Genomic DNA, 24,488 nt, shown 5'->3' with positions numbered 1-24,488 from the left:
CTGTTAAAAAAAATGTTGATTTCCATTCCAGGTACTTCGCTTTCCATGATGCGTGACCCTGAGCCTCCTCGGCGAGCCTCCGGGGTCTCGAGTTTCCCGCATCTCCCATTCCAATTACTCTCGAATCAGCTATTCTCTTCTCTTTTCATACTCTTAATGTATTTAGCTAAAATCAACAATTAATATTACAGAGCCATTCTATAAAATCATTTGAATAGAAATATAATCGACAAAAGAAACTGTCATATCAACTGACTTCTTTTATATTTTAATGTTCAGTTAATATAGTTTTATTTTCTAGACTTGTATGTAAAAACCCTCTTCTCATGATGTTTTATTACGAATTAAAAAACCACCTATCAATAGGTGGTTTACAGATTTTTTTTGTACACACTCTTCCCGTCATAACTAAATAAAACTTCTTTACCATCCATTTTCGTCTCAAAATGGATTGGCCTTCCCCATAATTGGAAAATATATGGTAATACCTTTTCTAAATATTTCACTTCAAGTTCAATATCCTCATATCCATGCTTTAAATATAATTCACCATTCTTCAAATAGTCACCATCGTCCACTGTAATGTATGGATACCCACCATTCGTACGCATGTTCACTAGCTGATCACGTACTTTATCCCAACTTTTATCACTAATTTTATAATCTTTCCCATCTCTTTTAAACAAGTACATATCTTCTCTCATAACAAACTCTTTTGTTATATAGTTTCTAATGAAACTAGTGTCCGATTCTATTTCACGTACTTCGAAAATTTTTTCAGATCCAGAACCAATTTTTACTCCATTTTTTTTCATTTCTTCGGTCGGATTATTATATCGTTCTTCTATATCTTCAAACATTTTTAATCCAAAGTAATATGGATTTATTCTGGTTTTTGTGGGCTGCACAACGCTAGCATTCAATTTTGCAAATTCAATTGATTCACCAGATGTTAAATCTAGTTCTCTTAAAATGCGTTGATGCCACAGACTCGCCCATCCCTCATTCATAATTTTCGTTTCTAATTGCGCCCAAAAATAGAGCATTTCTTCTCGTAACATCGTCAATATATCTCTTTGCCATTCTTCTAATTCTCGACTGAAATGTTGAATAAAAAGCAAAAGATCTTTTTCAGGTTTAGGCGGGAATTTCTTTTTACTTGGTTTAATTTGAACATTACTATTTTTCTTTTCATCTAATTTCCATAAATCATCGTAAGGACCAATTCGTTGGGGCAACTTTTCATCTTCATCCTGCAGTGTCCACGGCAATTGATTCCTAATAATCGAGGGGTCAATATGTTCTTGTATAGCAAGGACCGCATCAATGAAATGCTCAACTATTTTTTTCCCAAACTTATGCTCATATTCGTTTATTCGCTCAGCAGTTGCCGCCATACTCTCGACCATATCTCGTCTCGTATTACTAAACCGAACATTATTTTTAAAAAAGTCGCTATGTGCTAGTACATGAGCTACAATTAATTTGTTTTGGATCAGACTGTTTGTATCTAGTAAGAAAGCAAAACATGGATTCGAATTAATAACTAGTTCATAAATTTTACTTAGTCCAAAATCATATTGTAGCTTCATTTTGTAATACTGTTTTCCAAAACTCCAATGAGTAAACCTTGTCGGCATACCATAGGCACCAAATGTATAAATAATATCAGCAGGGCAAATTTCATACCTCATTGGAAAATAATCTAATCCAAAACCATTTGCTATTTCAGTAATTTCATCTATTGCATATTCCAGTGCACGAAAATTGCTTGATTCCATTATTTTTCCTCCTACCTTGTGTATAGCCAATGTATGAAAAATTTTGTCAATATATGCTACGCAAAAATAAATTGAATCCTTTTGTTTTATTTGTTCTGATAGAGGTAAACAGCTTCTTTATGTCGAATTAAGTATTGCAGAAGGGAGATGTATAAATGAGCAAAATGATTCTATTGAAAAACCTTCGAAATGCTACTAGAGGTAATTTTTTTTCAATCAGTATTGATTATTCCTTGCAGGATGAAAAAATGAAAATTCAAGAATACGCCAAAGAATTAGAACAAGAAGGATTTATTAAATTAAAAGAATGTAAACAGTTAGAGCAAGCAATTTTTCTAAGCGGTATATTGAAATATGCATCCAATTAATTGGATGTTTTTTTGTTTCTTTAATTTGTTGCTATCTAACAAATGATAATTTGATTTCCATTGGGCGTGCGCTGAGCCTACTCTAAAAAGGCATGCATATCCACTTCCTGTGGGGTCTCACCTGTTCCTCTTCTCCCATAGGAGTCAATCACCTTCAATCAAAATCTTGACTACTCTTTGCTTTCAAAAGCAATAATATTTACAAAATACACTAAACAAAAAAAACCTTACTTTTTAAGAAAGTAAAGTTTTGAATAAATATTTATTTGACTCAATCTACTTCTGTAATACGATAAATATTATGCCCTTCATTAAAGGCTAGTTCTTCAATTAAAAATGTTTTTTCGTGAAGTCTTTTATCGACTAGATCTTCGTATAAAAATGATTGTTGTACACCATCCATTTCTGGATTGTCATCATCTTTATTGGTTCCATCTTGATCTTGTTTGGCAGTTGGGTTTTCTCCTCCAGCAAGAAGTATCCATGTATAATTATCTTTTAAATGTTGATATACAGCATGTTTTTTATAGTGATTATGATTTAACCCAAATGCTTTAAATAGTTTTTTATGACTTTCAGACGACAGCCTGATATTATGATCTTTATCTTTCTTTAATAGATTACCATTATTGTGAATGTATACTTGAATATTCAATAACAATCCCACCTTAAATTTTGATTTTAATTAATTATTTCTATTACGTTTGCAGGTTTTGTTTCGTTATTGGATATATTTTTGAATCATTTTTGAGATGTAAAAGAGGTACAAAATGTATAGTTAATTCGAGGAAAAGTATATTTTAGATTATCATTATTTTAATTGAATTCATTAATTTTGTAATAACAATTCTTTTGCTTGAGTTTCAGTAATTCCTTTAATTAACTCAAGTTCACTGATCAAGATTTTCTTAGCGTTTCCTAACATTTGCTTTTCACTTGAGTTGAGTGATTTTTCTTTATCTATTCGCATTAAATCTCGTACAACCTCTGCGCCATCTTTAATACTACCAGTTCTCATTTTCTCAGTATTCATTTTAAATCTTTCTTTATATGGAAGAGATAAATCAGATCGTCCATTATGAAAAATTTGTAATACATCCTCAAGCGTTTGTGAATTTACTACTAAACGGATTTTTGATTGATCCATTCTAGAAATTGGAATCATTACTTCCATCTTCTTAATCAGCAATCTGATGACAAAATATTGTTGTACATCACCTTGAATTTCTTTTTCAATAATGGATTCAATAACACCTGCTCCTTGCATTGGATAAACAATATTATCGCCAATTTCAAACAATATACTACACCCCCATAAATAACAACTCTTTCAAGCATAACACGAATTTAAAATTTGTCAAATTAATTATTTTATCAAAACAAAACTATTTTTGTCAATAACTTTTTTGTTTTTTATAAAATAAACGTTTTCCTTTGAACAACTTTAAACAAAAATAAAAACATTACCTTGACTAAAAGATAATGTCCTTTGAATGTTTTCTTCACAATTCAGTATTATTTAGAATCCACCGTTACTAATATTATACGCAATATAAGTACATACAATAATCATGCCGATACATAATAACAAAATAAAACCTGATAATTTTGCTAACCCTTTTTCTTCCTTTACGATCGCAACGACACCAGCAATTAGACTCGCTAACAAACTTATATAGTACGTGTATAATGCAATGAGTTCAATTAAATCAATGGTATGAATTGAAAAGGCAAAGATCGCCCCTAGTATGCTAATGATTACAAGGAAATATGCAAGTTTTCCTATTTTTTGGCTAAATTCTATAACACCCATTGTGACAATCACTAGACAAAGGATTAAGCTGATAAAAAAAGTACCTGCACTTATTTTTTGAAATACATTAGGAAGTGGATCAGAGAATAGGCCAATATAAGAAAGAAAAATAATACAAAATAAAAGTAATACATATCTTCTATATTTTTTAAGTTTATCCATTAACCCCCATCCTCCTAGGCAAAGTATATTCCTTAAAAACTTTTCGCCTTAAACCATACTATTCAACAATTGATGAATTTCTCCTTTAGGATTGATAGGTGTGATTTCGACAAGAACAAAAGTTCTTATGTTTTGTCGATAAGTAAATGAACAATCATTATTTACAAACGTGCGTTCTGGTTTTATAATGATTTTGTGGATAGTAATTTGATGAGAAATCGGGTTCAGGTAAACAGGTAGGCTAAATAAAAAAATTGATATTCGAGGAGCAAAATAAAATGACAGTTAAATTAATCCCTTATTTAATTATGGATGGTAATGCACAAGAAGCAATAAAGTTTTACGAAGAAACATTAGACGCTCAAATTCTATTCAGTCAAACTTATGGAGATTTTGCTGATACACCCGAAAATGCTAATTCAAAGAACCTGATTATGCACGCTTGTATTCAAATTGGAGAATCAAATCTAATGTTATCTGATACATACCCAGGATATCCTCATCAAACGGGTAACCAAGTTACAATCTGTATTTCTACAAATGACATCGAAAAATCAAGACATATTTTTGAAGGTTTATCTAAAGGTGGGCAAGTAGAATTACCACTTCAAGATACTGGATTTAGTCCTGCATATGGAAAAGTTGTAGACAAATTTGGTGTATTATTCCAAGTTTTCACAGAAGGTAATCAATAATTCCCACAAGGAATTGATTCCTTTGTTTTATTAGCGTCATGAATCAATTTTTCCATCTTTTTATGTATCCCATTTTATTAAACAAGTATTATACCTTACATACAAAAAAAGAAAATAGCTTTGTCTTATAAATCATTAGACGAGGCTATTTTCTTTATATATATATATTGTTTTATTTTTTTCTTACAATAAAGTTAAATCAATGGAAATTCAATTTATAAATTTACATTACAATCCGGACATAGTCCATAAATTTCAAATTTATGGCTTTGTACTTTATAACCTGGTAAATCAACAGGGATATTCTCCATCGGACAACCATGAATACTTTTCGTATTTCCACAGTCTAAACAGATAAAATGATGGTGATGCTCAGCTGAAGCGCATTTTGATCTAAATCGCTTCTCCCCGTCCAATTCAGTTACTTCCACTACATCTACATCTACAAAAGTGGTTAAATTACGATAAATTGTATCAAAGCTGAGTCCTTTGTATTTATCTTTTAATGCGAGTTGAATATCTCTTGCCGTTACATATTTATTTTGTCTAAAAATATATTCAAGCATATCATATCGTTTAGGAGTATTTTTATAGCCTCGATCTTTTAATAATTTTGATGCATCTGCTAATTTCATTTAATCACTACCTTTATCTCGTTCTTAATTTCTTCCAACCTAACGTTAAAATAAGAATAAGGATTTGCAGGATCACAATTGTACCACCCGGCGCTAAATTTAAAAAATAAGAAAGGAATATTCCCGCAACAACCGAAAGTTCTCCAAAAATAATGGAATAGATGATTGTTTGTTTAAATCCTTTTGAAATACGAATGCTTGCTGCAACGGGTAATGTCATAAGTGAAGAAACTAATAAGACCCCTACAACTCTCATTGAAACAGAAACGACTAAGGCTACTAATAAAATAAATAAATAGTGAATCCATTTTGCATTTATACCCGATGCAACAGCGTATTCTTCATCAAATGATAATAAGAACAATTCTTTATACAGTACGATAATTGAAATGACAACAAATATTGCAATGATTACGACAGTCATTAAATCTTGCCCAGAGACTGCACTTACACTTCCAAATAAGAAACTAAATAAATCCGTATTAAACCCATTTGCTAACGAAATTAAGATTACACCTAATCCCATACCACCGGAAAGAATGATCGGAATAGCAAGTTCTTGATAATGTCTATAAACACTTCTTAATTTTTCAATTAAAAATGCACCTGCGACTGAAAATGTCATCCCCATAAATAATGGACTCATAAATCCACTTGAAAAGAAATACTTTTCTAGTAATAAGCTTGCTGCAACGCCTGATAGTGTCACATGGCTTAACGCATCTGAAATTAATGATAATCTTCTAAACACAACAAACACCCCAAGTAATGGAGCCATAATTCCTATAATCATACCTGTTAGTAATGTATTACGTAGAAAATCATATTGAAAAAAATCCATCATAAGCTATCTCTCCCCCTCTTCATGTTCGTGGTTATGAGATAGTAGATGTACTGAATGACCATACAAAATCGATAGATCTTTCTCAGTAGCATCCTTAAATTTTTCTCTGCTTCCGTGGAAATGAAGTTTTTTATTTAAGCAGGCAACATGTGAAACTTTATCAGTAATAATACCAATATCGTGAGAGACTAATAATAATGTAATACCTAATTTGGTATTTAAATCACTTAGTAATTCATAGAAGCTCTCTACATTTTCCGCATCAACCCCAACAGTAGGTTCATCTAGAATAAGTAATTCAGGATTACTTACTAAAGCTCTTGCGATAAAAACACGCTGTTGTTGCCCACCAGAAAGTTCACCAATATTTCGATTTGCAAATTCATTCATCCCTACAGATTTTAATGCTTCAGTAACTTTTTGTTTATCTGAGTTTTTAAATCCATTAAACAGTCCTAGCTTTTTTACTAGCCCTAGTGAAACGACTTCAAATACAGATGCAGGAAATCCCGAATTAAAGCTATTCGCCTTTTGAGAGACATAACCAATCTTTTCCCAATTCTTCATTTTACGAATATCAGTTCCAAACAATTCTATGCTCCCTTGATTAGGCTGCTGGATTCCAAGAATACATTTAAGTAAAGTGGACTTCCCACTCCCATTTGGACCAACTAACCCTAAGAAGTCTCCTTTTTTCACTAGAAGATTTATATCTTTTAAAACATTTTGACGATCATAACTATAAGATAAATCTTCTATTTTTATGATATTTTGACTCATTTATACACCTTCATCTATTTAGGAATAATTACGTTTTGTAGTTCAATTTCTTAGTATAAGAGATTCCACCCTATTTGTAAACAAAGAAACATTCGCATTTTTCCTTCTTTCTTTTGTACTCTTTTTTGACGGTTTTTTTGAACTTATCCAAAGGTATAAATTGAACTTTTTTCATTAGATTTTCATTAAAAATATGCCTTAAAAAGTTAAGTATATTTCAATATTTCTTCAAAAAAACCTTTATTTATAAGGCTTTTCATTTTGTGACAAAAAATACATATGTTACAATTAATCTATAAAACTATAGATAAAGAGGTGGTTTTTTGAACGCAGTCACACATCGAAGGCTTTCAAATTTCAAGATTTTTAAACGGGGGTTTTTCATTACATTAGGAGCTGCTTTAATGGCAGTCTGCTTAAAAGCATTTTTTATTCCAACTGAAATTATTGATGGTGGAATTGTAGGTATCTCTTTGATCCTCTCTCATATTACTTCGATTAATCTCGGTATTTTTCTATTCATCTTAAATTTACCTTTTGTATTAGTAGGATATAAACAAATAGGTAAAACATTTGCAATTTCAACATTATTTGGAATTAGTTTGTTATCAGTATTTACATCTTTATTTAAAGACATTCCTCATTTAACAGCAGATCCATTGTTAGCTTCTTTATTTGGTGGTCTTGGGTTAGGTATCGGTGTTGGTTTAGTAATCCGTTATGGCGGTTCACTAGATGGTACTGAAATCATCGGTATTCTTTTATCAAAATCTACTCCATTTTCTATCGGAGAAGTAGTCATGGCATTTAACGTATTCATCCTTGGTAGTGCAGGTTTCGTTTTTGGATGGGACAATGCAATGTACTCACTAATTGCCTATTACGTAGCATTTAAGACGATTGATCTTACGATTGAAGGTTTCCAAGATACTAAGTCAGTATGGATTATTAGTGATTATGATAAAGAAATTGGCGATGCTTTAAATGCCCGTCTAGGTCGTGGCGTAACATATTTCCACGGTGAAGGTGGTTTTATGGGTGAAGATAAAAAAATTATTTTCACAGTCATTTCACGATTAGAAGAAGCAAAATTAAAATCAATTGTAGAAGATTTTGATGAAAATGCTTTTGTGGCAATTGGTAATATTGCTGACGTTAAAGGCGGGAAATTTAAAAAGAAAGCAATTCACTAATCAAAAAAGCTTGAGTTCATTACGAATTCAAGCTTTTTTCTATTTTAAGAGCTACTAAAATCAAATTCTGAGTTCATTAAATAGAGATTCTCCTCATAATATGAATAGATGAATATAACACCAACCTAGAGGAGGATCATGATGAATATTATTCAGACACTCATTAATAAAAAAGTTAATAGTATTACACCGAAAGAATTATTAAAATTAAGTCAGCAATACCAAGTATCAATTACGCCAGATCAAGCGATTAAAGTCGCTTCTTTATTAAATGGTAAAAATGTAAATATATATGACCTTACCCAAAGAAAACAATTACTAGCACAAATTGCGAATGTCACTTCACCTCAAACGGCTCAGCAGATTGATTCGATTTTTCAAAAGTTAACTTAAGCAAAGTTTATATGTTGATTAAAAACCTCTAATTAACAACTCTACTCATTTCGTATCTCATATAATTCTCTTACATCAATTTAATTTCAAAACGAAATGAGAGGGATTAAGATGGATTTGCATGAACTACATTATGAGATTATTTATTTAGATAAGAACACACAAGATGAGGTCAAATACAATCATGCTTTTCATTTGGATGATTTAAGTCATGACCTAGCCTTATCAATTGCAAGTAGTTTAATTGAACGTGACAAAGCACATGTAGTTTATATTAAATTATTATTTTTAGATAATCAAAACGAAGAGCATATAAATAATGTAGTAACGGTTAAAAGGATAAAAGATGGAAAAATTATTGCCTCACATTTAGATAGTAAATTAAAGAAAATCATTGAAACAGAGCTATAAATAGTAAAAACATAAGACCCAGGTCTTATGTTTTTTTGTCTTTTTCAAAAATGTCAGCCACACATTAATAGATTTCATCATGAATGAACCTAGTATAAATTATAAGAACTCACATTTGCTTACTTGGTAGTTAAATTTTGAATTACTACTTGTCCAAATTTAGTAGGCATTTTATTGACAATAAATTTGCCGCTATCATTATTTGGCATTGGAACAGTTACGATTTTATGCTTACTGTCCAGCTTAATTTGCTTAACTAATTTTCCATTATCTAAGTTTCCAATTTTTTGTCCGTTCTTATTAATAAATAGATTCAATGAAATACAACATAGACTGATACAAATAATCCCTACTAATATAAATAAATATTTTCTTTTCACCATTACACCCCTATTTATTAGTATGCTTGTCCTATTCATATGCAAAATAAAAGGTTTAGATAACCAAAATCTATTCTCTAAATCAAATAGATTCGGTTTTGATTCCCTAAAGTTTGATATCTCTTTTAATGGGAACATTTAAGAAATTTATTCTTTTATAGAAAAATAGTCACCCTATTTTGGATGACTATGTGTCAATAGCTAAAAGTTTCTTGTTATTTTTTATATCTATTTCGATTCAATTCTTCGTTTTTTATTTCTTTCAATACATATTCAAATCGATTGATCTGATTGTTTTTATTCACAATATATAAAAATGGTAATGAAAGGAAAGTTGAACTAAATAAGAAAATTGACCATCCAATTCTATGATTTCCGATAGCAATCATAGAAGATGTTAAAAATATGACACTTGTCGAATATAACAGGAAACGAATTCGCTTGATGTTTCTAATATGTTTGTTTTTTTCCTCAGTAATAAATAAGGCGATTTCATCGAATGAACTCATATGCTTGATTTTTCCAAGGAATACGTATGGATTTTTCAATTCCAAAGTCTTCACTCCTTGTTCTATGTTTTGCCTCATTTTCATATTTGAACTTATCTTCATATTATTTATATACTACATTTACCGATTGATTATATCTTTTATATGTAATCATTCATTAATTTAAATTTTAAAGAACACAAAAAAAGCCCCAGCTTAAAAAGTTGGGGCTAGTTATTATGAATTTAAAAGTTGTTGAATTAGATTTTCATTAAATTCCTTATTTCTTAACATTTCAATTTCCAATTTATAAGGAGCTACTTTACTATTTTTATCTTCACCTACATATGGAGTCTCAAGGATTTTTGGAATTTCTGTCAGCTGAGGATGATGAACTATATAACTTAATGCATCAAACCCAATTGTACCAAAGCCAATATTCTCATGTCGGTCTTTTCTGCTACCTGCCGGGTTTTTACTGTCATTAATGTGAAGTACTTTTAATTTATCAATACCCACTAACTGGTCAAATTGTTGAAGAACACCATCAAAATCATTTACGATATCATAACCTGCGTCATTAATATGGCATGTATCGAAACAAACAGATAATTTATCGCTAAAGTGTACCCCTTCCATAATTCTTGCAATCTCTTCAAATGATTTACCACATTCTGAACCTTTCCCTGCCATCGTTTCAAGGGCGATCTGAACCGGTGTATCAGCCGTTAACACCTCATTTAAACCTTGTATAATTCGCTCGATACCTGCATCTTCTCCAGCACCTACATGAGCACCTGGGTGTAAAACAATTTGTTTGGCACCTAATGCGGCAGTTCGATCAATTTCTTTTTGTAGGAACTCAACACCAAGTTCATAAGTTGCCGGGTTTGTTGTATTACCAATATTAATAATATATGGTGCATGTACAACAATATCTGCAATTCCATTTTCAGCCATATGCTTTAATCCTGCTTCAATATTTAAATCCTCGATTTTTTTACGTCTTGTATTTTGAGGTGCTCCTGTGTATACCATAAAAGTATTCGCACCATAACTTGCTGCTTCTTCACTTGCTGCTAAAAACATCTTTTTTCCGCTCATTGAAACATGAGATCCAATACGTAACATACTTGTCCACTCCTAGCTTTTCTTCATACATTCCATTGTAACACGATGATTCAAAAATGAAAAAAGAGAGGCTTTTATCGAGCCTCTCTTCATTCATATAGTCTATTTCAGTTTTCGGTGACTTGTTTATCTCGGCAAGAGTCAAAGTTCAGTTTCTTGGGACTTGTCTTATGCTTGTCGGAGCTGAACAGTCGCCTCCGCTTTTCTTGTTGTCTAGCTCCGGCTCCTAACTCCTCGAGTCATAAGCCAATGCCCAATAAAGGTTAAAGACCAACCTTTACCGGTCCTCGTCTTATGCTTGTCGGAGCTAAGCAGTCGCCTCCGCTTTTCTTGTTGTCTAGCTCCGGCTCCTAACTCCTCGAGTCATAAGCCAATGCCCAATAAAGGTTAAAGACCAACCTTTACCGGTCCTCGTCTTATGCTTGTCGGAGCTGGACAGTCGCCTCCGCTTTTCTTAATGTCTAGTTCCACAAGCTAGCTCTTCGGTAATATTCCATTAATCTTTGAAGTGGAAGACCACCACTTCTTCAGATTGATGGAGATATTCCTCTCAGAGCTAAACGCGCTTGTTCCACTTTTCTTGTTACCTACTAGTTTTCTTTTTTACTCGTTGTTTGAATGTTTCGCGTTGTTCGTTTAGTTTGCGTTTGTAGCCTGGTTTTACTTTTGATGGTTTTTTGATGGCTTTTGTTGCAACAGCGTCTAAGGTACGGTCTGTTTTTTTGCGTAGTTTACGTTTTGCACGTGGTCCTAGTTCAACCCAGTCGCCATTTTTTAGTTCGCGATGTTCGAAAGAAATGCCGCGATCTTGAAGTTTGTCTAGTGCCTGTTCATCTTCTTGGTCGTAAATTGTAATGGCTGTTCCTGAGTAGTTTGCACGGCCAGTACGTCCTACACGGTGTACATAGAAATCTAAGTCTGAAGGTAATTCGATGTTAATAACATGACTTACTCCTTCAATATCAATTCCACGAGATGCTAAGTCAGTTGCGACAATATATTGGAATTCTAAGTCTTGAATTTGCTTCATCATTTTTTTACGTTCACGTGGACTTAAATCTCCATGAATTTGGCCGACCTTAAGCCCATATGATGATAATTGAGATGCAACTTCTTCAGCTTTTTTCTTTGTGTTCGTAAAAATAATAGCTAAATAAGGTTGGTAGCTATTTAAGATGTCTTTTGCCATTCTCACTTTGTCTTTATGACGACTAGGAACGATAATGTGCTCAATTTGTTGAGCAGATAGTTGTTTCGGGTTAATATGAATATGCTCTGGATTATCCATGTATTTTTTCATAAATGGTTTTAGCTTTTCAGGGATTGTTGCTGAAAATACTAACATTTGTAAATTCTTAGGCATTTTTGATGCAACTTGGTCAACGTCATGGATAAATCCCATATCTAGCATTAAATCCGCTTCATCTACTACTAAGTACTTAGATGTATGCACTAATAGTACATTATCATTAACTAGATCTTTAATACGACCTGTTGTACCAACGACAATGTGTGGTTGTTTCTTTAATTTTTCAACCGTACGCTTGTAATCTGTTCCACCTACAAAATTCTTTGCAGTTAATTGAGCATCTTCTGGACAACATTCAATAATAGATTGAATATCTTTATAAATTTGTGTTGCCAATTCACGCGTTGGAGCTGTGATAACTAATTGTACCTGATCAATTGATGGGTCAAGTGTATTAATTGTTGGAATTAAATATGCGTGTGTTTTACCAGATCCTGTTTGTGATTGTCCGATAATACTACGTCCAGTTTTTACTTGTGGAATAATCTTTTGTTGAATTTCTGTCGGGCCTGTAAAATGTTTCTTTTCTATTGCTTCCATTATAAATGGTTTTAATTGATAATCTTTAAATGATACTGCCATATAATTCACCTTCTTAATTTGGACTTTCTTTGTTATATAGGAAACAATTTCCTAGTTCGAAATAGCTACAATTATCTATTATACAATAGTTTCAAGTGGAATAGCTAATTTTTCTTTAATCTTCTTATTTATTATCATTTTATTTTTTAGACTGTCCTATACTAACCATTTTTAAAGTAGTGCATAGCCTAAGTAATAAAATGCTTTTTTGAAAGGAGGTTTGTTAGAAATGGGATTACTTGATAAATTCAAGAAAAAAAATCAACAGGGGCAAAACATGTACGGACCGAATTCTTTTAATGGCTATCATCAGCCTTACCCTAATATGCAAAATCCATACGGTATGAGACCGCAATATCAACAATATCCAAATTTTCAACAACCACCACAACAACACCAATTTCAACAAAACTATTTCCAAGGAGGGCAACAGTCCCACCCTCAAAACCAAGGATATTTTCAGCAACCATCAACAGCCCAACCTCAATTAAATGCTTATCAGCAATATGTAAATCAAAATAAATTATTACAATCTGTGCCATTTCAAAATCAACCTGTTATTCAGTCGCATAATAGCAGCATGTTTCAACAACAACCAGCTCAGAGTCAATATCCGATGACAGGGCAACCACCAGATAGACAAGAAAGTGGTAGCACAGGATTTTTATCTCGAGTGTTGGGCGGCGACACATCTATTACTGGGATAATTGGCAATATGCAAAGAGCTGTTCAAACAGCTCAACAAGTTACACCAATGATTCAACAATACGGACCAATTGTAAAAAACCTACCATCTTTATATAAGATTTTTAAAGAAGTAAATACTGATGATCCAAGCGATACAAAAAAAGCTGCTAAAAGCGAAAATAGTGTCCAAACGCCAACAAAAGAGAAAAGAAGTAGAAAAAAAACAATCATGAATGACGATAGTGAATTGATACAAATTCAAGAAAGTAGTGTCTTAAATGATTCTCCAAAACCAAAATTGTTTATGTAAATAGACATTTTCCTTTGTATAGTTCTATCTCCCTCCTTTATAATAAAAAATGTACAACAATATAATAAAGGAGGGGCTACTCCATGAAAGTTATAAAAGTTACCCCACGAGGCTATTGCTACGGAGTTGTAGATGCAATGGTAATCGCTAGAAATGCTGCAAAGGATCCATCATTACCTAGACCAATTTATATTCTTGGTATGATCGTTCATAATAAACATGTCACAGATGCATTTGAAGAAGAAGGAATCATCACATTAGACGGACCAAGTCGTTTAGATATACTTGATAAAATTGATAAAGGAACTGTCATTTTTACAGCACATGGTGTCTCTCCAGAGGTAAAGTCCAGAGCAATAAAAAAAGGACTTACAACAATTGATGCAACATGTCCTGACGTAACAAAAACACATGATTTAATTAAAGATAGAATGGCTGAAGGATATCACTTTATTTATATCGGTAAAAAAGGGCATCCCGAGCCAGAGGGTGCTGTTGGTATTGCTCCAGATATCGTTCACTTAATTCAAAACAAATCAGATATTGACGAGTTGTCTATTCCTACTGATAAAATCATCATCACGAATCAAACGACTATGAGTCAATGGGATGTTGTCGACTTAATTCAATATGCAATTAAGAAATATCCAACTGCTCATGTTCATAAAGAAATCTGCATGGCAACGCAAGTACGCCAAGAAGCAATTGCTGACCGTGCTGGGGAAGCCGATTTAACAATAGTCGTAGGTGACCCTATGAGTAATAACTCAAATCGTCTTGCACAAGTTTCTCATGAAATAGCAGGTACAAAAGCTTATCGTATTTCAGATTTAACTGAGCTTCAATTAAGTTGGTTAGATGGTATTGAAACAGTCGCTGTCACTTCTGGCGCATCAACTCCAACACCAATTACACGCGAAGTCATTGCCTTCTTAGAACGTTATGACCCAAAAGATGAAAGCACATGGGACATTACTTCTAATGTAGAGTTAAGTCGTATTCTTCCAAAAGTAAGAATAAAAGAATAATAAAAACTCGCCTTTTCCGGGCGAGTTTTTTCTTTAAATGAATACAAATGGATCAGTATTTATTTTTGAAGCAACAATTTCACATTTTAGATTATTTTCAATTAGTTTCTTATCTAATAATTTTTTGACGCCATCTTTCATCACTTTTTCAATATTGTGACCTGCGTCTACGATATTTAAATTTTCCATCTTCCAATCTTGCGCTACATGATAATAAATATCTCCACTTACATAGACATCTGCACCATGTCGTTTGGCATGGAACGCAAATTTATTACCGTCTCCACCAACGATTGCAACCTTCTTGATTTTATCACCTAATTTACCGACAACACGAACACCTTTTAAATCCAATTTCTCTTTAACATAATGAGCAAATTCTTCTAAAGTACATTCTTCCTTTAAAGTACCTATTCTTCCAATACCAAATGTTTTACCTTCATTTAATAAAGGAATTGTATCGTAGGCTACTTCCTCATAAGGATGAGCATTTAACATTGCTTTCATAACCTTTTTCAGAATTGATTCAGGAACTATTGTCTCTATTCTGACTTCCTCTACCTGCTCTAGTTGACCTTGTTGACCAATAAAAGGTTTTGTGTCTGCTAATGGTAAAAATGTTCCCGTACCTTCCGCATTAAACGTACAGTGACTATAATTCCCTATATGCCCTGCTCCTGCTTCACAAATTGTATTGCGAACAACCTCAGCATGCGATTTGGGTACAAAAACGACTAACTTCACTAATTTTTCTACATACGTAGGTGCAAGTACTCGGGTATTTTCTAACTGCAATGCCTCTGCTAGGAAATCACTAACGCCAACTTCTGCAATATCAACATTTGTGTGAGCAGCAAAAACAGCTATATCATGTTTAATGCATAATTCGATGATTTTACCTGCTTCACCATCAGTAACAATTTTCTTTAATGGGCGATAAATAATTGGATGGTGTGCGATGATCAAATTCGCTCCAATTGAAATTGCTTCTTCTACAACTTCCTTTGTAACATCTAGCGCAATTAATGCTTTTTTTACTTGATTCGATAATGTACCAATTTGAAGACCATTTGGGTCCCCTTCTTCAGCAAGATGTTTTGGAAAAAGCACTTCAAACTGTTGAACCAATTGATAACCATTCACAGATTTCATGCGAGCACCTCATTTATCCATTCAATTTTTTGTTTTATTTCATTTATTTTTTGAATAGATTCTTCTGTTTGTTTTGCTGATTGTAATTGTATAAGAATTCGTTCAAAGTTTTTAAGCTCGTGATTCCATCTTTTCTTAAAAGCGTCATTTTGGTCGTGCATCAAATGCGGTCCGATAAACATTTCTTTATTCTTTGAATCTGAATAAGGTTTATATGTACTTGATTTCGAGGCAACCAAAATTTCATATATTTTCGTATCTTCTTCTAAAATGTCTTCTTTAATTAATGAATACCCTTCTTGATCTAACCAATTTCTAATTTGATAAGCACCGATATTTGGTTGCAACACTAGGGTTTCTACACCTTGAAGCTTCTCTTTCCCTTTTTCAAGTATACTTGCAATTAGTGAACCACCCATTCCAGCAATCGTAATAACGTCTACTTCATTCGGTTTTAAAACTTCCAATCCATCTCCCATTCTAGCTTCAACAATACCTTCTAAACCACTTTGACGAATCGTTGAACGAGCTGAATTAAATGGACCTTCTGTTATTTCACCTACAATCGCCGATGTACATCTTTTATTTAAAACAGCATAACAAGGTAAGTAAGCATGATCCGAACCGATATCAGCCAATCTAGTACCTTCTGGGATATAATCAAAAACTCTTTTTAATCTCATTGATAAATTTACTTCATTCATAACAAAATCACCATTTCATATTATTTTCATGACAATATTTTACACTAATTCATGTAAGAATCCTAATATTGAACAAATAAAAATGACCTCTCCATATAGAAAAGGTCATTTAATATGATTATTTTTTCTCAGATAACCATTTTGAAACTGCATCTAATTGTGCACCTGATACTAAACCTGCTGGCATGCCGCCTTCTTTACCATTTTGTAAGATTGCTTTAATCTCTTCTTCAGAGTATTTAGCGCCAACCTTTGTTAAGTTAGGTCCAACTGCACCTTGTAATTGGTCACCATGACAGCTGACACAAGTTTGAGCGTATATTTCATCTGGTTTAGTAGAAGCAGTTTGCTCTTCCTTCTTACCACCATTAGCTATCTCATCAGCTTGTTTTGCCCCTTTTAATGAGATAATTAGCATTACTGCGATTCCTAGTGCTGCAATTAAAGCAAAAGGAATTAATGGATTTCGTTTCATTATGATCCCCCTTATGTAACCCCTTAAAAAATAAAAAGTATTTAATTACTATAACATTATTATTGTATACGATTAAAAACAATAAAAAAAGTATTATATTGGATAATTTTAAAAATAGTTAACCGATTACATTTTACTTAAACCCATACCACTCTTAAGAATTACATTATATAGAGAATATATGCGATTGATAAAATGATTAAGCTCACCCCTGAATAAATGAAATACGTAAGTTTTTTTAAGAAACCAATTACAATCCACAGGGTACAATTTACAAATAATATGCTCCCCATTACCATTGCAGACAAATTGATAAAGCTTCCTACCCCTTCTACTATTAGTTCTAAAAAAATAATTGCAATGACGAGATAAGTAATATGTCTCCAAATAAGCTGCTTTGATGTCAAAAGTACTGCATTAATGCCTAAAAAAAGAAAAACAGATAGGAAAATGAGTATTTGCAAATTTAAAGACAATTCTGTAAAATAAAGGAGATAGGTGACAAATGGAATCATTAATAAAGGTAAAACTCCTAAGAGTGCCCATAATTTATGATAACCAAAAACTAGAGAATTATCCCTTAATTCACCTTCAGTATAAATACTTAATAAATAATCACAATATTGCTCTGGTAACATACGATTTTCTTTCCAGAACTTTATTTCTTTTATGATAATTTGTTTTCGTTGCTGATCCATATTGCATCCTCCAATGATTTCTCGAAAAAATTCTGAAAAATCACACTTTGTTATTAGAATATCACTTTTATTGGAATTTGAGTATGGTCATTCGATTGGTTTTGACAAATTTCTTCATAAGCCATTATGCCTAATTAATTCAATTGAAAATAAAAAAAGTCTATCCAAAAATGGATAAACTTTTCTATAATATTCTATTCTAAGAAGTCTTTTAATCGTTTACTACGACTTGGATGACGCAACTTACGAAGTGCTTTCGCTTCAATTTGGCGGATACGTTCACGTGTTACACCAAACACTTTACCAACTTCTTCTAAAGTGCGAGTACGGCCATCATCTAAACCAAATCGTAAACGAAGTACGTTTTCTTCACGGTCAGTTAATGTATCAAGTACATCTTCTAGCTGTTCTTTTAACATCTCATAAGCAGCATGTTCAGCCGGAGAAGTAGCTTCTGAGTCTTCAATGAAATCACCTAAATGTGAATCGTCTTCTTCACCAATTGGTGTTTCAAGTGATACAGGCTCTTGAGCAATTTTTAAAATTTCTCTTACTTTTTCTGGTGGTAAATCCATTTCTTCTCCAATTTCTTCAGGAGATGGCTCACGACCTAAATCTTGAAGTAATTGACGCTGAACTCGGATTAATTTATTAATTGTTTCAACCATATGTACTGGAATACGGATTGTTCTTGCTTGGTCAGCAATTGCACGAGTAATCGCTTGACGAATCCACCAAGTAGCATATGTACTAAATTTGTAACCTTTACGGTAATCAAATTTTTCTACAGCTTTTATTAATCCCATATTTCCTTCTTGAATTAGGTCTAAGAATAGCATTCCACGTCCTACGTAACGTTTTGCAATACTTACTACTAAACGTAAGTTTGCTTCAGCTAAGCGGCGTTTTGCTTCTTCATCGCCTTCTTCAATACGTTTTGCTAAATTGATTTCATCTTGTCCAGAAAGTAAGTCAACTCGACCAATTTCTTTTAAGTACATACGCACCGGATCGTTAATTTTAACACCAGGAGGAACACTTAAATCATTTAAGTCGAATTCTTCTTCTTTTTCTAACTGAGCACCTCTAGGCTCATCGTCAGCATCACCGACAATATCAATTCCTTGTTCACCTAATTGTTCGTAAAATTCTTCTAATTGATCTGAATCTATTTCAAAACCATTTAAACGATCAGCAATTTCTTCATATGTAATTACACCACGTTTTTTACTATTTTCAATTAATAATGCTTTTACTTGATCGAGTGTTACTTCTGTTTCCGTATCTTTAGAACGAGCCGATTTATCAGCCATTTGTTCCCCTCCTTCGAAAAGTTCGCGAATCATTTAACATATTTCATACTAGACCGGAGCTGAGTAATTTGTTGGAGGATTGTCGCAGCTTTTACGAAATCTCCTTCACGTTCAGCTTTTTTCAAGTCTATTTCTTTTTCACGTATACGTTGTTGCTTATCATAGTTGTTTAATGCATCTAAATAATCCTTTAACTCTCGCTCTGTTAGTTCAGGTGCTATCTGTAAATTGACAATTTTTGAAACTACTTCAAGTAACCTTTTTGAAGGAAGGTAATTCATAAATTTACTAATATTAGACTCATTGCCCTCTTCATAATAAGCATAAAGATGGATTATAATCTCGGAATAATCATTATTGTAGAATAGACCCTGATATTGCTGTCTAACCTTCTCGGTCACATCTCTGCTATTTAACATGTGTGCTAAGAGTGTTTGTTCTGCTCTTACATGTGCAGGTAAAAGTGTTTTAGAAGATATATCTCGTTTGATATCAGTTTTTACTTCTGTTACATTTGTTATACGATTTGCCTGATTACTATATTGTCCAAATTCCTTCTTAAGCACTTCAATTGAGATAGAAAACTCTTTTGAGAGTTGATTTAAGTAATAATCTTGTTCAATGAGTTGACTTAATTTTGCAATTTCCTGAAGCATTTCTTTAATATATTGAAATTTAACAGTTTCATCTAGGAGATTTTTTCCTTTTCGATGATATTGCATTTTAAAACTCATTAATGATACACTAGCTTCAATAATAGAGGAGTTAAATTTTTCAGGTCCAAATTGTCTTATGTACTCATCAGGATCTAAGCCATCTGGCATTTGTGCAACCTTTATTGTAAAACCTTCTTTTTGAAGAATATTTGCTGCTTTTTCGGTCGCGTTTATACCAGCCTGATCTGAATCGTAGCATATGATAATTTGATCTACAGTAGTTTTTAACACTTTTGCTTGATCCTCTGTTAAAGAAGTACCCATTGTAGCAACAGCGTCATTGACGCCAGCTTTATATGCAGAGATAACATCGGCAAAGCCTTCCATTAAAACTGCTCTGTTTTGCTTACGCATCACGTTTTTAGCTTGATAGAAATGATATAATAATTTCCCTTTATGGAAGATTGATGATTCCGGACTATTCAAATATTTTGGTGAACCTTCACCCATAATTCTTCCGCTAAATGCAACAATCTTACCTTGATGATTATGAATAGGAAAAATTAATCGATTTCTAAATCGATCATAATAGTTCCCATCACGCTCGTTACGAACAACAAGACCGGCTTTTTCCATGATTGACATGGAATATCCACGTTTCTCTAATACCTTTGTAACAGCATCCCAAGAATCAAGTGCAACACCAAGTTCAAAATGTTTTATTTCTTCTTTAGAAATGCCTCTGTTAATAAGGTAGTCTAACGCTTCTTTACCTTCTGCTGTATTAACTAATAGATGATGATAGTACTTTTTGACAAACTCATGAGCTTCATGCATGATCGCTTGCTCAGTAGATTGTGGATTTTTCACAGTGTCAATCGCATCTGTTGGTAGAGTGATATTTGCCTTCTGTGCAAGTTGTTGTACAGATTCTTGAAAGTTTAAACCTTCAAGCTGCATAATAAAGGAAATTGAATTCCCACCAGCACCGCAACCAAAACAATGAAAAATCTGCTTTTCAGGTGATACTGAAAAAGATGGTGTGCTTTCTCCATGAAATGGACAAAGTCCAAAGTAATTTCTTCCTTGTTTTTTTAAAGGAACATATTCACTCACTACATCAACTATGTCTACTGACTCACGAACTTGCTCAATAAGTTCATCGGGAATTCTGTTTCCCATATTGACAGCTCCATATACTATTTTATTCGATAAAACTCGCTGTATTCCTTCAAGTTTCGACAATATTTTTTTCATATTTTTTTCTTAAAAAATCATTTGATCATTTCAAGTCTTATATGTATTATTAATTGTCTGAAAAAGAGGCGCTACAGTAGTTCATAAGCATTGCATTCAACTGCTAGTTCTGGTTTATATAAAACCCTATTTATTTATTGCTTATGATTAATTTCTACATGTCTTTGCTAATTCCTTCAAAACATGTATCGATTTATGTAGTTTTATTTCCTTCTTTCGATAAACTAGGAAGCACATATTCATAGTTTATTCGTAAGTATAAAAAGTTAAACCTATAATTAACTCTTTTCATACAATTTTTTATTATAATCTATTTCACAGTGGAAATCTAGCAATATGCATCAAAGAATTTTTTGTTCATTTTTATGAATTAAAAAAAGGCTGTTTTCTGTATCTATTGTTGCTATTTAAGAATGTGTTAGTTGATTACAACTCCAGGATGTTCCCTTCCCGCATCTCCCACAGGAGTCTCACACCTTCCGTTGCAACTTATTTTCAATTGAAAAAACAACAATTTCTGAAAAGAGCCTTAAAAAAAGAAAACACATTAGAATGATCTAATGTGTCTATTTGTCATTGTGTCGACAAGAACAAAAACTAAAAGAAATTATCTAATATGTCTATTTTGATAATACTGACCTAAAATTACATTTGCTGATTCTTCAACCGCTTTACTTGAAACATCAACGATCTGACAGCCAATACGAGTCACTACATTATTAAAATGTTTAAGTTCCTCTTCAATTCTTGCGATGTTTGCATAACTCGCCCCATCATGAAGCCCTAATGAAATTAATCTTTCTTTTCGGATATGATTTAATTTCTCAGGTGAGATCATTAACCCAAAACAACGTTCTTTTGGAACTTTATATAATTGCTCAGGAGGATCTACCTCTGGTACTAATGGTACATTCGCAACCTTTAAGCCTTTATGTGCTAAGTATTGAGATAAAGGCGTTTTCGATGTTCTTGATACACCAATTAATACAATATCAGCTTTTTCAATCCCTCTAGGGTCTCTTCCATCATCATACTTCACTGCAAATTCAATTGCTTCGATTCGTTGGAAATAATCCTCATCTAATTTTCGGACAACACCTGGTTCATTTTTTGGCTCCATTTGGTTAATTGACGCAATCGTATCAATTAGTGGACCAATTAAGTCATATACAATGATACCGGCTTTTTTCGATTCATCAAGGATTGCATTTCTCATATCTGGTTTTACTAATGTAAAAACAATAATTCCGTTATTCTCTTTTGCTACTTGAACGATTTCAATAAGTGTTGCTACATCCTCAACATAAGGTACGCGTCTAATTTCAAATTTATAATGAAATTGACTGATAGCTGCTTTAACGACGTGCTCCGCTGTTTCACCAACTGAATCAGATACAACATAAACGATTGAATTCCCCATATGTTCACCTCTTAATTTTACTAAAACATGTCATTGTTCATTAAGTCTACGATCGCACGAGTAAAATTTGTTTTTGTAAATCGACCAATTACCTCAAGTCCATGTTCACTTTCACGAACAACTGGGACAGCATCAATTTGTTTCTCAATTAAACTCTTTGCTACGTTATAGATTGTATCATCTTTATAGCAAATTGTAATGTTTGGCATTCTAGTCATAATGATATCTACAGGTAATGTATGCAGGTCCTTATTTCCTATACTTGCTCTAAGTAAATCTTTTCTAGATAATACACCCGATAATACCGTATTTTGATCGACAACAAACAAAGTACCTACATCCTCAAGAAACATTGTAACAATTGCATCATATACTGACGAACTTCTATCAACTACAACTGGTATTGCCTGAAAATCTTTCACAGTCAATTTTTTGATTTTCTCAATAATTTGAGCACCACTCGTTCTTCCCGTGTAATAATAACCTACTCGTGGCCTTGCCTCTAAAAATCCAGTCATTGTAAGAATTGCTAAGTCAGGGCGAAGCGTTGCTCGAGTTAGTGCGAGCCTATCTGCTATATGTTCTCCCGTAATCGGCCCATTTGATTTTACAATTTCAAGAATTTGAGTTTGTCTTTTTGTCAGTTCGATGTTCCTCACCCCTAACGTTCCAATATGCTATACTCTCTAACTAAATATTATATACTATTTTTACAATTTACAAAAGAAAGAAGGAAATAGTTAGCCTATTTCCTTCTTCAAGTTATTCCGACTTCTTATCCGATTTTAAGAAATTATCCATCGCCTTCAATTGTTCTAAAAATTTACGGGATTTTAGATAAATCCCACTATACTCATCATAATATGAAAACAAAATTTGTTGTAATACCTTTTTCGTCTGTTCACTAACTTCAATTTTACCAAGTCGATTTACATCGAAATGATAAAACAATCTCATTAGTTTGACAGACTTTTCAGTTATGGAGAATGCATATGGATCAGTATGTTTACAACGCTGACACAAAAATCCACCATCTTTCACAGAGAAAGCTACAAATATATTTTCATTGGCACTACATTTGCAGTTGATACAATAATCAAAGAAAGGATGATATCCTAATACTGGTATCATTTTTGTCATATATAAGTAAGTTAACGCCTCCGCATCTGCACCATCATTCATACGTTGAAGAAGTTGGAGAATTAACTCAAATAAGTATGGATTATTTTTTTTCTCCTCAACTGCTTTATCAGTTAATTCAACAATTATCGAAGCGTAGGAAGTAGCGATCAAATCTTCCCTCAAATCTCTAAACGAATCAATTAACTCACCTTGACTTAAGGTACCTAATCCAGAACCTTTTTGAATTAAATATGAACCATATGTAAAGAGTTGTGTAACAGAAGCGAGTCGACTATTTGTCTTCTTTGCTCCTCTTGCCACAACTCCAATCTTACCTAATTCTCTAGTCAGGAGAGTAATAATTACATTTGACTCTCCATAAGGATTAGCACGTAAAACTATCCCTTCTACTCGTTGTAACAATACAACTCACCATCCAATTGGATGAAGGTTACGTATGTAGGGAATCAATATCAGCTATTTCTTCATCAATGTAACTTTTCTGTTCCACATGTTCCTGTTCAAGCTGCTTAAATATTAAATACGTCTCAACATTTCCAGTTTTAGAAAAGACATCCCAGGTAAAATTCAACATTGAGAAACCACCTTTCAAGAATAGCTACAACTCATTGCTCATTACCTATTAGCCAAATACTACTTTCCCTGCTTACTTATAATGTGACCTTCTCTCCCAGTTTTCA

The 24,488-nt window shown here is 32.8% G+C and carries 28 protein-coding genes; 7 read left to right on the top strand and 21 right to left on the bottom strand.

All coding sequences use genetic code 11. From position 1 onward, the window contains the following. Nucleotides 1–371 precede the first annotated feature (371 nt). Nucleotides 372–1,781, bottom strand: coding sequence for a SpoVR family protein (locus CAB05_RS05895; RefSeq protein ID WP_087998905.1), 1,410 nt, complete (start codon nucleotides 1,779–1,781; stop codon nucleotides 372–374). Nucleotides 1,782–1,936: 155 nt separating this feature from the next. Here CAB05_RS05895 and CAB05_RS05890 point away from each other — a divergent pair, with 155 nt between their 5' ends. Beyond that, nucleotides 1,937–2,149 (top strand): hypothetical protein, encoded by a 213-nt coding sequence (locus CAB05_RS05890; RefSeq protein ID WP_087998904.1) that lies wholly within the window; start codon nucleotides 1,937–1,939, stop codon nucleotides 2,147–2,149. A gap of 271 nt (nucleotides 2,150–2,420) precedes the next feature. Here the strand turns inward: CAB05_RS05890 and CAB05_RS05885 are convergent, their stop codons facing one another. The 3 genes from CAB05_RS05885 to CAB05_RS05875 all read right to left on the bottom strand — a co-directional run bounded on the left by CAB05_RS05885 (nucleotide 2,421) and on the right by CAB05_RS05875 (nucleotide 4,124). Further along, nucleotides 2,421–2,804, bottom strand: a complete 384-nt coding sequence (locus CAB05_RS05885) for a hypothetical protein (protein WP_087998903.1) — start codon at nucleotides 2,802–2,804, stop codon at nucleotides 2,421–2,423. 174 nt (nucleotides 2,805–2,978) lie between these two features. Continuing rightward, nucleotides 2,979–3,449: a CarD family transcriptional regulator gene (locus tag CAB05_RS05880; RefSeq protein WP_087998902.1), complete on the bottom strand. Its 471-nt coding sequence runs from the start codon at nucleotides 3,447–3,449 to the stop codon at nucleotides 2,979–2,981. A 219-nt stretch (nucleotides 3,450–3,668) separates the two neighbouring features. Next, nucleotides 3,669–4,124, bottom strand: coding sequence for a hypothetical protein (locus tag CAB05_RS05875; RefSeq protein ID WP_087998901.1), 456 nt, complete (start codon nucleotides 4,122–4,124; stop codon nucleotides 3,669–3,671). Between the two features lie 278 nt (nucleotides 4,125–4,402). Between CAB05_RS05875 and CAB05_RS05870 the strand changes: the two genes are divergently transcribed. Beyond that, on the top strand, nucleotides 4,403–4,819 hold the full coding sequence (locus tag CAB05_RS05870) for a VOC family protein (protein WP_087998900.1): 417 nt from the start codon (nucleotides 4,403–4,405) through the stop codon (nucleotides 4,817–4,819). 215 nt (nucleotides 4,820–5,034) lie between these two features. Here CAB05_RS05870 and CAB05_RS05865 read toward each other — a convergent pair whose 3' ends face one another. From CAB05_RS05865 to CAB05_RS05855, 3 genes are read right to left on the bottom strand one after another with little or no spacing between them, the layout of a single operon-like run. Further along, the gene (locus CAB05_RS05865; protein ID WP_087998899.1) at nucleotides 5,035–5,454 is read right to left on the bottom strand and encodes a Fur family transcriptional regulator; all 420 of its coding nucleotides are present in this window, start codon (nucleotides 5,452–5,454) and stop codon (nucleotides 5,035–5,037) included. A 13-nt stretch (nucleotides 5,455–5,467) separates the two neighbouring features. Beyond that, entirely contained in the window at nucleotides 5,468–6,298 is an 831-nt protein-coding gene (locus tag CAB05_RS05860) for a metal ABC transporter permease (protein ID WP_087998898.1), read from the bottom strand. A 3-nt stretch (nucleotides 6,299–6,301) separates the two neighbouring features. Further along, nucleotides 6,302–7,078, bottom strand: coding sequence for a metal ABC transporter ATP-binding protein (locus tag CAB05_RS05855; protein ID WP_087998897.1), 777 nt, complete (start codon nucleotides 7,076–7,078; stop codon nucleotides 6,302–6,304). 404 nt (nucleotides 7,079–7,482) lie between these two features. Between CAB05_RS05855 and CAB05_RS05850 the strand changes: the two genes are divergently transcribed. The 3 genes from CAB05_RS05850 (at nucleotide 7,483) to CAB05_RS05840 (ending at nucleotide 9,075) form a co-directional block, all read left to right on the top strand. Next, complete coding sequence (locus CAB05_RS05850) at nucleotides 7,483–8,271, top strand: YitT family protein (RefSeq protein ID WP_087998896.1); 789 nt, start codon at nucleotides 7,483–7,485, stop codon at nucleotides 8,269–8,271. A gap of 141 nt (nucleotides 8,272–8,412) precedes the next feature. Next, nucleotides 8,413–8,664, top strand: a complete 252-nt coding sequence (locus CAB05_RS05845) for a DUF2624 domain-containing protein (RefSeq protein WP_087998895.1) — start codon at nucleotides 8,413–8,415, stop codon at nucleotides 8,662–8,664. A 111-nt stretch (nucleotides 8,665–8,775) separates the two neighbouring features. After that, nucleotides 8,776–9,075 (top strand): hypothetical protein, encoded by a 300-nt coding sequence (locus CAB05_RS05840; RefSeq protein ID WP_087998894.1) that lies wholly within the window; start codon nucleotides 8,776–8,778, stop codon nucleotides 9,073–9,075. 119 nt (nucleotides 9,076–9,194) lie between these two features. Here the strand turns inward: CAB05_RS05840 and CAB05_RS05835 are convergent, their stop codons facing one another. The 4 genes from CAB05_RS05835 to CAB05_RS05820 form a co-directional block, all read right to left on the bottom strand. After that, nucleotides 9,195–9,455, bottom strand: coding sequence for a hypothetical protein (locus CAB05_RS05835; RefSeq protein WP_142283054.1), 261 nt, complete (start codon nucleotides 9,453–9,455; stop codon nucleotides 9,195–9,197). Nucleotides 9,456–9,670: 215 nt separating this feature from the next. Then, nucleotides 9,671–10,009 carry a hypothetical protein gene (locus CAB05_RS05830; protein ID WP_087998892.1) on the bottom strand — a complete coding sequence of 113 codons (339 nt, stop codon included), beginning with the start codon at nucleotides 10,007–10,009 and terminating at the stop codon, nucleotides 9,671–9,673. 171 nt (nucleotides 10,010–10,180) lie between these two features. Continuing rightward, nucleotides 10,181–11,074 (bottom strand): deoxyribonuclease IV, encoded by an 894-nt coding sequence (locus CAB05_RS05825; RefSeq protein WP_087998891.1) that lies wholly within the window; start codon nucleotides 11,072–11,074, stop codon nucleotides 10,181–10,183. A 583-nt stretch (nucleotides 11,075–11,657) separates the two neighbouring features. After that, entirely contained in the window at nucleotides 11,658–12,965 is a 1,308-nt protein-coding gene (locus tag CAB05_RS05820) for a DEAD/DEAH box helicase (RefSeq protein ID WP_087998890.1), read from the bottom strand. 229 nt (nucleotides 12,966–13,194) lie between these two features. On the opposite strand from CAB05_RS05820, the gene vrrA reads away from it, so the two are divergent. Both vrrA and CAB05_RS05810 read left to right on the top strand, forming a co-directional pair. Continuing rightward, nucleotides 13,195–13,962 (top strand): VrrA/YqfQ family protein, encoded by a 768-nt coding sequence (gene vrrA / locus CAB05_RS05815; protein WP_087998889.1) that lies wholly within the window; start codon nucleotides 13,195–13,197, stop codon nucleotides 13,960–13,962. A gap of 83 nt (nucleotides 13,963–14,045) precedes the next feature. Then, nucleotides 14,046–14,990, top strand: a complete 945-nt coding sequence (locus CAB05_RS05810; RefSeq protein ID WP_087998888.1) for a 4-hydroxy-3-methylbut-2-enyl diphosphate reductase — start codon at nucleotides 14,046–14,048, stop codon at nucleotides 14,988–14,990. A 33-nt stretch (nucleotides 14,991–15,023) separates the two neighbouring features. Here CAB05_RS05810 and CAB05_RS05805 read toward each other — a convergent pair whose 3' ends face one another. From CAB05_RS05805 to CAB05_RS05760, 10 genes are all read right to left on the bottom strand, one after another. Continuing rightward, complete coding sequence (locus CAB05_RS05805) at nucleotides 15,024–16,142, bottom strand: Nif3-like dinuclear metal center hexameric protein (protein ID WP_087998887.1); 1,119 nt, start codon at nucleotides 16,140–16,142, stop codon at nucleotides 15,024–15,026. Next, entirely contained in the window at nucleotides 16,139–16,846 is a 708-nt protein-coding gene (locus CAB05_RS05800; protein ID WP_087998886.1) for a tRNA (adenine(22)-N(1))-methyltransferase, read from the bottom strand. Before CAB05_RS05800 ends, CAB05_RS05805 begins: the two co-directional genes overlap by 4 nt. Nucleotides 16,847–16,964: 118 nt before the next feature. Next, on the bottom strand, nucleotides 16,965–17,321 hold the full coding sequence (gene cccA / locus CAB05_RS05795; protein ID WP_087998885.1) for a cytochrome c550: 357 nt from the start codon (nucleotides 17,319–17,321) through the stop codon (nucleotides 16,965–16,967). Between the two features lie 161 nt (nucleotides 17,322–17,482). Continuing rightward, nucleotides 17,483–18,019, bottom strand: coding sequence for a hypothetical protein (locus CAB05_RS05790; protein ID WP_087998884.1), 537 nt, complete (start codon nucleotides 18,017–18,019; stop codon nucleotides 17,483–17,485). A 194-nt stretch (nucleotides 18,020–18,213) separates the two neighbouring features. Then, entirely contained in the window at nucleotides 18,214–19,332 is a 1,119-nt protein-coding gene (gene rpoD / locus CAB05_RS05785) for an RNA polymerase sigma factor RpoD (protein WP_087998883.1), read from the bottom strand. 29 nt (nucleotides 19,333–19,361) lie between these two features. Further along, entirely contained in the window at nucleotides 19,362–21,170 is a 1,809-nt protein-coding gene (dnaG, locus tag CAB05_RS05780; RefSeq protein WP_087998882.1) for a DNA primase, read from the bottom strand. 682 nt (nucleotides 21,171–21,852) lie between these two features. Next, nucleotides 21,853–22,665 carry a pyruvate, water dikinase regulatory protein gene (locus CAB05_RS05775; RefSeq protein WP_087998881.1) on the bottom strand — a complete coding sequence of 271 codons (813 nt, stop codon included), beginning with the start codon at nucleotides 22,663–22,665 and terminating at the stop codon, nucleotides 21,853–21,855. 20 nt (nucleotides 22,666–22,685) lie between these two features. Next, the gene (gene ccpN / locus CAB05_RS05770) at nucleotides 22,686–23,324 is read right to left on the bottom strand and encodes a transcriptional regulator CcpN (protein WP_087998880.1); all 639 of its coding nucleotides are present in this window, start codon (nucleotides 23,322–23,324) and stop codon (nucleotides 22,686–22,688) included. A 103-nt stretch (nucleotides 23,325–23,427) separates the two neighbouring features. Beyond that, a complete protein-coding gene (gene recO, locus CAB05_RS05765) occupies nucleotides 23,428–24,210 on the bottom strand; it encodes a DNA repair protein RecO (protein ID WP_087998879.1) in 783 nt (260 codons plus the stop codon). A gap of 28 nt (nucleotides 24,211–24,238) precedes the next feature. Next, nucleotides 24,239–24,382 (bottom strand): YqzL family protein, encoded by a 144-nt coding sequence (locus CAB05_RS05760; protein WP_087998878.1) that lies wholly within the window; start codon nucleotides 24,380–24,382, stop codon nucleotides 24,239–24,241. Nucleotides 24,383–24,488: the final 106 nt, after the last annotated feature.

It is taken from the genome of Gottfriedia solisilvae (assembly GCF_002128405.1).
Classification (GTDB): domain Bacteria; phylum Bacillota; class Bacilli; order Bacillales; family Bacillaceae_G; genus Gottfriedia; species Gottfriedia solisilvae.
The sequence above is the reverse complement of the archived record's forward strand: the minus strand, read 5'-3'. Positions and strand labels throughout refer to the sequence as shown.